Source organism: Phenylobacterium sp., from assembly GCF_036402295.1.
In the GTDB taxonomy this organism is placed as follows: domain Bacteria; phylum Pseudomonadota; class Alphaproteobacteria; order Caulobacterales; family Caulobacteraceae; genus Phenylobacterium.
In genome coordinates, this window is the sequence record NZ_DASWTE010000107.1 from 1 (window position 1) to 6093 (window position 6093).

The 6093-nt window shown below is 67.4% G+C and carries 10 protein-coding genes; all 10 read left to right on the top strand.

Features of this window, described 5'->3' with window-relative positions; all coding sequences use genetic code 11:
• A partial coding sequence (locus VGD44_RS06765; RefSeq protein WP_331085189.1) for a 50S ribosomal protein L6 occupies window positions 1–288 on the top strand: 288 nt, incomplete at its 5' end.
• A 3-nt stretch (window positions 289–291) separates the two neighbouring features.
• Window positions 292–654: a 50S ribosomal protein L18 gene (rplR, locus tag VGD44_RS06770; RefSeq protein WP_331085191.1), complete on the top strand. Its 363-nt coding sequence runs from the start codon at window positions 292–294 to the stop codon at window positions 652–654.
• A 9-nt stretch (window positions 655–663) separates the two neighbouring features.
• The gene (rpsE, locus tag VGD44_RS06775) at window positions 664–1257 is read left to right on the top strand and encodes a 30S ribosomal protein S5 (protein ID WP_331085193.1); all 594 of its coding nucleotides are present in this window, start codon (window positions 664–666) and stop codon (window positions 1255–1257) included.
• Window positions 1258–1261: 4 nt separating this feature from the next.
• Window positions 1262–1438, top strand: a complete 177-nt coding sequence (rpmD, locus tag VGD44_RS06780) for a 50S ribosomal protein L30 (RefSeq protein ID WP_331085195.1) — start codon at window positions 1262–1264, stop codon at window positions 1436–1438.
• A gap of 108 nt (window positions 1439–1546) precedes the next feature.
• Window positions 1547–2032, top strand: coding sequence for a 50S ribosomal protein L15 (gene rplO / locus VGD44_RS06785; protein WP_331085197.1), 486 nt, complete (start codon window positions 1547–1549; stop codon window positions 2030–2032).
• Between the two features lie 83 nt (window positions 2033–2115).
• Complete coding sequence (gene secY / locus VGD44_RS06790) at window positions 2116–3462, top strand: preprotein translocase subunit SecY (RefSeq protein ID WP_331085199.1); 1347 nt, start codon at window positions 2116–2118, stop codon at window positions 3460–3462.
• A gap of 65 nt (window positions 3463–3527) precedes the next feature.
• Complete coding sequence (locus VGD44_RS06795) at window positions 3528–4097, top strand: adenylate kinase (RefSeq protein ID WP_331085201.1); 570 nt, start codon at window positions 3528–3530, stop codon at window positions 4095–4097.
• Window positions 4098–4415: 318 nt separating this feature from the next.
• The gene (rpsM, locus tag VGD44_RS06800) at window positions 4416–4784 is read left to right on the top strand and encodes a 30S ribosomal protein S13 (protein ID WP_331085203.1); all 369 of its coding nucleotides are present in this window, start codon (window positions 4416–4418) and stop codon (window positions 4782–4784) included.
• A gap of 12 nt (window positions 4785–4796) precedes the next feature.
• A complete protein-coding gene (gene rpsK, locus VGD44_RS06805) occupies window positions 4797–5186 on the top strand; it encodes a 30S ribosomal protein S11 (RefSeq protein ID WP_012521811.1) in 390 nt (129 codons plus the stop codon).
• Between the two features lie 73 nt (window positions 5187–5259).
• Window positions 5260–6093: DNA-directed RNA polymerase subunit alpha (locus tag VGD44_RS06810; RefSeq protein ID WP_331085207.1), on the top strand; the 834-nt coding region annotated here is incomplete at its 3' end.

Here is a 6093-nt window from a genome sequence, read left to right on the forward strand (position 1 = left end):
TATGAGCAGACCCTCGAGCTGGTCGGCGTCGGCTACCGCGCGGCAATGAAGGGCCAGGCGCTCTCCATGCAGCTCGGCTTCAGCCACGACGTCGACATCCCGCCGCCGGCGGGCATCTCGTTCGCCGTGCCGAAGCAGACCGAGATCAAGATCTCGGGCATCGACAAGCAGATGGTCGGCGAAATCGCCGCCCGGATCCGCCGCATCCGTCCGCCGGAGCCCTACAAGGGCAAGGGCGTGCGCTATGCCGGCGAGAAGGTCCGGCGCAAGGAAGGCAAGAAGAAGTAAGCCATGGCCCTTTCTCCCCGCGAATCCACCGCGCGCCGCGCGCAACGTGTCCGCACCCACCTCCGCAAGGTGGCGAACGGCCGCCCGCGGCTGTCGGTCTTCCGTTCGGCCAAGAACATCTACGCCCAGGTCATCGATGATGAGAACGGCGTGACGCTCGCGGCCGCCTCCTCGCTGGAAGGCGAGAAGAAGGCCAAGGCCAAGGGTTCGGACAAGGACGCCGCCGCCAAGGTCGGCGCCCTCGTGGCCCAGCGCGCGATCGAAAAGGGCGTCAAGAACGTCGTCTTCGACCGTGGCGGCTACCTGTACCACGGCCGGGTGAAGGCCCTGGCGGACGCCGCGCGCGAAGCCGGCCTGAATTTCTAAGGAACGATCATGGCTCGCAGAGACGAACAGCGCGGCGATCGTCGCAACCGCTCAAACGAAGAAGAGCGCGACAGCGAAATCGTCGAGAAGCTGGTGCACATCAACCGCGTCGCCGCCACCGTGAAGGGCGGCCGCCGGTTCTCCTTCGCCGCTCTGATGGTCGTCGGCGACCAGAAGGGCCGCGTGGGCTTCGGTCACGGCAAGGCGCGTGAAGTGCCGGAAGCCATCCGCAAGGCGACCGAAGAAGCCAAGAAGTCGATGATCCGCGTGCCGCTGCGCGAGAGCCGCACCCTGCACCACGACGGCAACGGCCGTTGGGGCGCGGGCAAGGTGATGGTGCGCGCGGCGCCTCCCGGCACCGGCGTCATTGCCGGCGGTCCGATGCGCGCGGTGCTCGAAACCCTGGGTGTCCAGGATGTCGTCGGCAAGTCGGTCGGCTCGTCCAACCCCTACAACATGGTGCGCGCGACGTTCGAAGCGCTGAAGGCCCAGTCCTCGCCTCGCCAGGTTGCCGCCAAGCGCGGCAAGAAGGTGTCGGACGTGATCGGCCGCCGCGCCGACGGCGCCTCGGCGGCTGCGCCCGCCGCGGATGCGGAAGGTTAAGCTCATGGCCAAAGTCAAAGTTCGCCAGACCGGCAGCCCGATCCGCCGGACCAAGGACCAGCGCGCGACTCTCGCGGGCCTGGGCCTGAACAAGGTCGGTCGCGTCTCCGAGCTCGAGGACACCCCCTCGGTGCGCGGGATGATCGCCAAGGTGGCTCACCTGGTCGAGGTGGTGGACTAAGTCCGCCGCCCCGGGGCCCTTCGGGGCCCCTTCGGCCTTTCGGGGCCGCAGTTTTCCAACGCCGAGTCCGGCCTCCGCCGGGCGCCAGATCTCCAAGGAGAGGCACAGATGACCAAACTCAACGAACTCGCTCCGCGTGACGGCTCCACCAAGGGCCGCATGCGCGTCGGCCGTGGCCCGGGCTCGGGCAAGGGCAAGACCGCCGGTCGCGGCGTGAAGGGCCAGAAGGCGCGCTCGGGCGTCGCCATCGCCGGCTTCGAAGGCGGCCAGATGCCGCTGCACATGCGCATGCCCAAGCGCGGCTTCAACTCGCGCAACCGCAAGGACTTCGCCGAGGTGAACCTGTGGCGCATCGAGCAGGCGGTCGCCGCCGGCAAGCTGGACGCCAAGAAGGCCATCGACGCCGACGCCCTGCTGGCCGCCGGCGTGATCCGCCGCGCCAAGGACGGCGTGAAGCTGCTGGGCGAGGGCGAGCTGAAGACCAAGCTCACCCTGACCGTGTACGCCGCCACCGCTTCGGCCCGCGCGGCCGTCGAGAAGGCCGGTGGCACCCTGACCACGACGAAGCCGGAAGCGGCCGCCGCCGAGGCTTAAGCCGGACTGTGACAACGCCGGCCTCGCTATCGGGGCCGGCGCGTCCTATCTGAGCACGACTACCGAGTCAGGGGATTTGCCGTATGGCTTCGGCCGCTGAACAGCTCGCCGCCAATCTGAACTTCGACGCCTTCCGCAAGGCGACGGAGCTCCACAAGCGCATCTGGTTCACGCTCTGGGCGCTGATCGTCTACCGCCTGGGCACCTACATCCCGATCCCGGGCATCGACGCGGCCGCCTTCCAGGCGGCGTTCCAGGGCCAGGCCCAGGGCATCCTGGGCATGTTCAACATGTTCTCGGGCGGCGCCGTCGAGCGGATGGCCATCTTCGCCCTGAACGTGATGCCGTACATCTCGGCATCGATCATCGTTCAACTGCTCGGCACCGTGTACCCGCCGTGGGAGAAGCTGCGGAAGGAAGGCGGCGAGGCGGGGCGCAAGACGCTCAACCAGTACACTCGTTACCTCACGGTGGCGCTCGCCATCGTGCAATCGTTCTTCATCGCCACCGGCATGGTGCAGACGCCCGGCATGGTGGAGACCCCCGGGGTCTTCTTCGTCCTGTCGACCGTCGTGACGCTGACCGGCGGCACCATGTTCCTGATGTGGCTGGGCGAACAGATCACCAGCCGCGGCGTCGGCAACGGCATCTCGCTGCTGATCTTCGCCGGTATCGTCGCGACCCTGCCGCAGCAGCTGTTCCAGGCCCTGGAGCTCACCCGCACCGGCGCCATGACGACGGCCACGCTGCTGCTCATTGCCTTCCTGGTCGTGGGCGTGACCGTCGCCATCGTCTTCATGGAGCGCTCGCAGCGCCGGCTCCTGGTGCAGTATCCGAAGCGCCAGGTGGGCAACCGCATGTTCGGCGGCGACACCTCATTCCTGCCGCTGAAGATCAACACCTCCGGCGTGATCCCGCCGATCTTCGCCTCCTCGCTGCTGCTGCTGCCGGCGACCGCCATGGCCACCTTCGCCACCGCCGACCTGCCGGAATGGATGCAGTGGCTGCCGTTCGCCGTGGGCCAGTTGCAGCACGGCCAGCCGCTGTTCATGCTGCTGTACGGCGCGCTGATCGTCTTCTTCTGTTTCTTCTACACCTCGGTCGTGTTCAATCCCGAGGACACGGCGGAGAACCTGCGCAAGTACGGCGGCTTCCTGCCGGGCATCCGCCCCGGCAAGCGCACGGCCGAGTACATGGACTTCGTGCTGACGCGCCTGACGGTGATCGGCGCGGCCTACATCGCGATCGTCTGTCTGCTGCCCGAGGGGCTGATGCGGTTCACCGGCACCCAGTTCTACATGGGCGGCACGTCGCTGCTGATTGTGGTGAGCGTCACCATGGACACGGTGGCCCAGATCCAGTCGCACCTGCTGGCCCACCAGTACGAGGGCCTCATCAAGAAGTCGAAGCTCCGGGGCGGCCGGCGCTAGCCGTCGCCCTTGGCTGACCTGAGGGGACGGCGCCAACAAGAGCGCCGCGGAAGGGGACAACTGGAATGAACCTGATTCTGTTCGGGCCGCCGGCGGCGGGGAAGGGGACCCAGGCCAAGCGCCTGGTCGAGGGCCGCAACATGGTCCAGCTTTCCACGGGCGACATGCTACGCGCCGCCATCGCGTCGGGCTCCGAGCTCGGCAAGCGGGTCGAAGGCATCATGCAGCGCGGCGACCTGGTCTCGGACGAGATCGTCATCGAGCTGATCGAGAGCCGGCTGCCGGAGGCCGAGGCCGCGGGCGGGGCGATCTTCGACGGCTTCCCCCGCACGCTGCCGCAGGCCGAGGCCCTGGACAAGATGTTGAAGGGCCGAGGCCGCAAGATCGACCTGGTGCTGCGTCTCAAGGTGGACGACGAGGCCTTGAAGCAGCGCATCGCCGGCCGCTTCGCCGAGTCGGGCCGTCCGGACGACAACCCCGAGAGCTTCGTCGTGCGCCTGAACGCCTACAACGCCCAGACCGCGCCGCTGCTGCCGTATTACCAGGGGCAGGGCAAGCTCGTGGAAGTCGACGGCATGGGATCGATCGACTCGGTGGCGAGCGGCATCGATGCCGCGCTCGACGCCAAGCGCTAGGCAAAACCAGGCGCCAGCGTGGGCTGCCCGACGGTGCGGCGGCGCGTCCGTTGCGCGATGGCCGCGCTCATGCTTTCCTTTCGTCATCGCCGGCCGGGCCGGCGGCCCCAGCTATGCGGCGCGGGTGAGGCTCATCCCCTTGCGCGTGCAGCATTTCGTTCACATTTGCGCGTTTCCGCCATTGACGGGGACCCGCCGATCCATATAACGAAGCGCTTCCGCGAAAGAGCGCGAAGGACGCGCCGGCCGACGCCTATGGGTGTTGAGGGTCGGGGCGCCATTCGCGCTTCTGTCGTGTGATCTTGGAGAGCACCTCACGTGGCCCGTATCGCTGGCGTCAACATTCCTACGAACAAGCGCGTGATCGTCGCGCTGCAGTACATCCATGGCATCGGCGAGGCGAAGGCCCGCGAGATCGTCAGCAAGGTCGGCATCGAGGACGCCCGGCGCGTCAACCAGCTGACCGACCAGGAAGTCCTGCAGATCCGCGAGACGATCGACCGCGACTACATGGTCGAGGGCGACCTGCGTCGCGAGACCGCCGTCAACATCAAGCGCCTGATGGACCTGGCCTGCTACCGCGGCCTGCGTCACCGCAAGGGCCTCCCGGTCCGCGGCCAGCGCACGCATACCAACGCCCGCACCCGCAAGGGCCCGGCCAAGCCGATCGCCGGCAAGAAGAAGTAAGAGAGCTAGTCGATGGCCAAGGAACCGGCGCGCGTTAAGCGACGCGAGCGTAAGAACATCACTTCGGGCGTGGCGCACGTGAACGCCTCGTTCAACAACACGATGGTCACCATCACCGACGCTCAGGGGAACACCATCTCCTGGTCCAGCGCCGGCCTGATGGGCTTCAAGGGTTCGCGTAAGTCGACGCCCTACGCCGCGCAGATGGCGGCGGAAGACGCCGGCCGTAAGGCCGCCGAACACGGCGTGCGCACGCTGGAAGTCAACGTTTCGGGCCCCGGCTCGGGTCGTGAATCCGCGCTTCGCGCCCTGCAGGCGGTGGGTATGACGATCACCACCATCCGGGATGTGACGCCCATTCCTCACAACGGCTGCCGCCCGCCCAAGCGCCGGCGCGTCTAGTCGTAAGAGCTAAAATTCCCTGACGCCGGCCGTGGAATTACGGCCGGCGATCCTGCGTTTCCGAGGGACACCCGTGATCGAACGAAACTGGAACGAGCTTATCCGTCCCGAGAAGCCGCAAATCGAGACCGGCGCCGACGCCAGCCGCAAGGCGCGTCTGGTGGCCGAGCCCCTCGAGCGCGGGTTCGGCGTGACGCTGGGCAATAGCCTGCGCCGCGTGCTTCTCTCCTCCCTGCAAGGCGCGGCGGTGACCGCGGTGCAGATCGACGGCGTGGTCCACGAGTTCTCCTCGCTGGAAGGCGTGCGTGAGGACGTTGTCGACATCGTCCTCAACATCAAGCAGCTGGCGCTGCGCATGCACGCCGAGGGCCCGAAGCGCATGACGCTCCGCGCCACCGGCCCCGGCCCGGTGACCGCCGGCCAGATCGAGGCCCCCTCGGACATCGAGATCCTCAACCCCGACCACGTGCTCTGCACGCTGGACGAGGGCGCCAACGTGCGCATGGAGTTCACGGTCCAGACCGGCAAGGGTTACGTTGCCGCCGAGATGAACCGTCCCGAGGACGCCCCGATCGGCCTGATCGCTGTCGACGCGCTCTATTCCCCGGTCAAGCGCGTCGCCTATCGCGTCGAGCCCACCCGCCAGGGCCAGAGCCTCGACTACGACAAGCTGATCATGGACCTGGAAACCAACGGCGCGGTCAGCCCGGTGGACGCGGTGGCCTATGCCGCCCGCATCCTCCAGGACCAGCTGCAGATCTTCATCACCTTCGACGAGCCCAAGAAGGCCGTGGAAGCCGCGGACGGCAAGCCCGACCTGCCCTTCAACCCGGCCCTGCTGAAGAAGGTGGACGAGCTGGAGCTGTCGGTGCGTTCGGCCAACTGCCTGAAGAACGACAACATCGTC